This window comes from Enterococcus sp. 3H8_DIV0648 (genome assembly GCF_002140655.1).
GTDB lineage: Bacteria > Bacillota > Bacilli > Lactobacillales > Enterococcaceae > Enterococcus_A > Enterococcus_A hulanensis.
In genome coordinates, this window is the sequence record NZ_NGLG01000001.1 from 1,384,681 (window position 1) to 1,387,380 (window position 2,700).

General features: G+C 40.6%; 4 protein-coding genes. 2 read left to right on the forward strand and 2 right to left on the reverse strand.

What is annotated here, in order from left to right; all coding sequences use genetic code 11:
• The first annotated feature begins 54 nt into the window (after nucleotides 1-54).
• On the forward strand, nucleotides 55-1,029 hold the full coding sequence (locus A5875_RS06350; RefSeq protein WP_088932821.1) for a serine hydrolase domain-containing protein: 975 nt from the start codon (nucleotides 55-57) through the stop codon (nucleotides 1,027-1,029).
• Between the two features lie 37 nt (nucleotides 1,030-1,066).
• Here A5875_RS06350 and A5875_RS06355 read toward each other — a convergent pair whose 3' ends face one another.
• On the reverse strand, nucleotides 1,067-1,612 hold the full coding sequence (locus tag A5875_RS06355) for a DUF1697 domain-containing protein (protein ID WP_088932822.1): 546 nt from the start codon (nucleotides 1,610-1,612) through the stop codon (nucleotides 1,067-1,069).
• A 10-nt stretch (nucleotides 1,613-1,622) separates the two neighbouring features.
• Nucleotides 1,623-2,369: a GNAT family N-acetyltransferase gene (locus A5875_RS06360; protein ID WP_088932823.1), complete on the reverse strand. Its 747-nt coding sequence runs from the start codon at nucleotides 2,367-2,369 to the stop codon at nucleotides 1,623-1,625.
• 167 nt (nucleotides 2,370-2,536) lie between these two features.
• Here A5875_RS06360 and A5875_RS06365 point away from each other — a divergent pair.
• On the forward strand, nucleotides 2,537-2,700 hold a 164-nt coding region (locus tag A5875_RS06365; protein ID WP_141108330.1), incomplete at its 3' end, for a helix-turn-helix domain-containing protein.

A 2,700-nucleotide genomic window follows, 5' to 3' on the forward strand; every position in this document is an offset into this window, starting at 1 on the left:
TTTTAATGCCTTTACTCTAAGGATAGAAGGCGCCTTCGGAAATGGAGGAAAACGATGAACGACATAAAATTTAATACGGTTCAACAGAAGATCAAGACGGATCATAAAAATATGACTGGGATCATTGTGCAAAAAAATGATCAACTGCTTTATGAAGAGTATTTCAATGACTGCGACGAAGCGAGTAAAATTCATGTTTACTCAATCACCAAAAGTATTTTATCCTTATTATTGGGCATCGCTTATGAACAAGGAGCTATCAATGAGCTGGGCCGTCCGATTTTGGCTTATTTTCCGGAATATCAGCCAAAAGACGCGACAATCAATAACATCACGCTAGAGCATTTAATAACTATGACTGCGCCATACAAATATAAAAATGGACCGCTTGCATATATCAAGTATTTCTCCAGTAAAGACTGGACCAAGTTTACGCTAAAACAATTAGGCGGCAAACAGCCGATTGGCGCGTTTAATTACACACCTTTGATTGGGCCGGATCTGCTCTCAGCGATACTAGCTCGCTCAACAAATCAAACAGTATTGGATTTTGCTCGTGAGAACTTATTTACCCCCTTAGAGATCAACGTCGAAAAAACGATCCACTTAAAATCGGCCAAAGATCAAATGAGTTTTAATAAGTCGACTAATTCAAACGGCTGGGTCGCAGATGACACAGGCTTAAATGCTGGCGGTTGGGGCTTGACTTTAACAACCCACGAACTAACAAAAATCGGAGAACTAATCCTAAATCAAGGCAGCTGGAAGGGACAACAGATTGTTCCGAAGAACTGGTTAGAGACCATGCAGAAAAAGCACAGTCATTGGGGTCAAGAAGGACTGGATTATGGTTATTTGTGGTGGATCATTGATCCGGACAAACCAATCGTTGCGGCGATGGGCGATGGCGGCAATATTCTCTACATTGATCACGAGGAAAATCTGGTGATAACGATCACTGCTTTGTTCAAAGAAAATGTCTACGATCGCATTGACTTTATCCAGCAAGAAATTTTACCGCTGATATAAACAAAAAAATCAAGCAGTTTTCTGACTGCTTGATTTTTTATTGGGCTTGACTCATTAATAGTAACTTGTTAACCGTATTGGCATTGCGGATCGTCACATGGTTATTGACTGAGGAGCTGGCGATTTTTGACCAGCGGGCTTTATTGAAGGTCTTGCGCGGCGCCGACCAAAAAATCACCTCACCGTGATGCGCGATTTTTTCGTATTCTGGTTTTATTTCACCGACTGCCGCGAAGACTTCTTCGACTGTCATTGGAGCGATCATAAAAATGGCATAATGGATCGTTTCTTTCTCATGATCCCACCAATCAGGCGCGTGCTGTATTATCTCAATTAATTCATCAACGGCTACGACAGTTACTGGGATGGTTAAGTTGAACTTATCAGCAATCACTGCTTCGCAAGTTTGGATCAGCTCTGCTTTATTTTCGCTCGCGCTGGAAAAGATCACATTTCCACTGTTAATATACGTTACAACTTCTGAAAATCCAATTTCTTCAAAGGCGCTCTTCAATAAAGGCATCGCGATTTTATTTTTACCGCTGATGTTGATTCCTCTTAACAGCGCAATATACTTTCTCACTATTCCTTCCTCACGTCGCTAATATTTTTTTCAATACATTTTTGTTCAATATATGGACTGTTAAGAATTTTCCTTGGTAATAAACGGCCCAATTATTGAAAATTCCCGGTAGGTTCTTGGCTTTTTCTAGGCTGTCCACTGGAACCAGCGTCAAGGGAATGTTTTCTTCCTCGCAATATTCCTGCACTTCTTTTAGTCCATTGGGTATGAAGGGGCATTGCTGGCTGTAAAAAATCGTCAATTCTTGATCAGCAATTGTCTGCTTTCTGGCCGATTCCGAAAATGTAGGAACAGTTCCATCAAAGGACAACGCCATGAGCTCAAAGCCGCCAGCGATTTGGTCAACGACTTCAAATCCATTTTTTTCAACGAACTTTTTGTCGGTTAGAAATGGTGTCTTCTTTTGCGAACTGATGACGCAAACTCCTGACTTATTTTGCCGCTTGGCATCCTCGATACAATAATTCAGCAGATTTTTCCCATGACCTTGTCCTTTAAAACTGCCAGAGACCCAAAGACAATAAATATACAAATAATTCTCGCCAACTACAGGCACCCAAGCCGTTTCCAACGGTGCATATTCGATAAAAACTTTTCCATTCGCGTCCAGCTTGCGAAATACGTGCCCTTCAGGCAACCGCTCCTTGAGCCACGATTTTTTTGTGTCAACACCGACTTGATGCTTTTTACCGGAAATCGCGCAGCATAAGTGTTCAGCGGCGACATTTTCTTCTGTGATATTTATGTACTCTACCATCAAATCCCTCCTTCATTCTATTAATTCAAGTATAACATTAAGTAAACTTTCGACGGATTGTTTATTCAATGGCGGATTTACACTTTAAGTGCAACACAAAAAAGACTCATAGATGATTTCCTTGTAAAATAGTAATTGCGAGATAACTATTGAAAGGAAGGATATCTATGAGTCAGTATACTCATCTTACCATTTTCGAACGAGAAGAAATAGCGAAATTACATGCGCAAGGATACACGATAAGAGAGATTGCCCGTCAACTTCGAAGGAACCCTTCTACAATTAGCCGAGAAATGAATCGAAATGCTTTTTCATCAAACCAATATTCTCC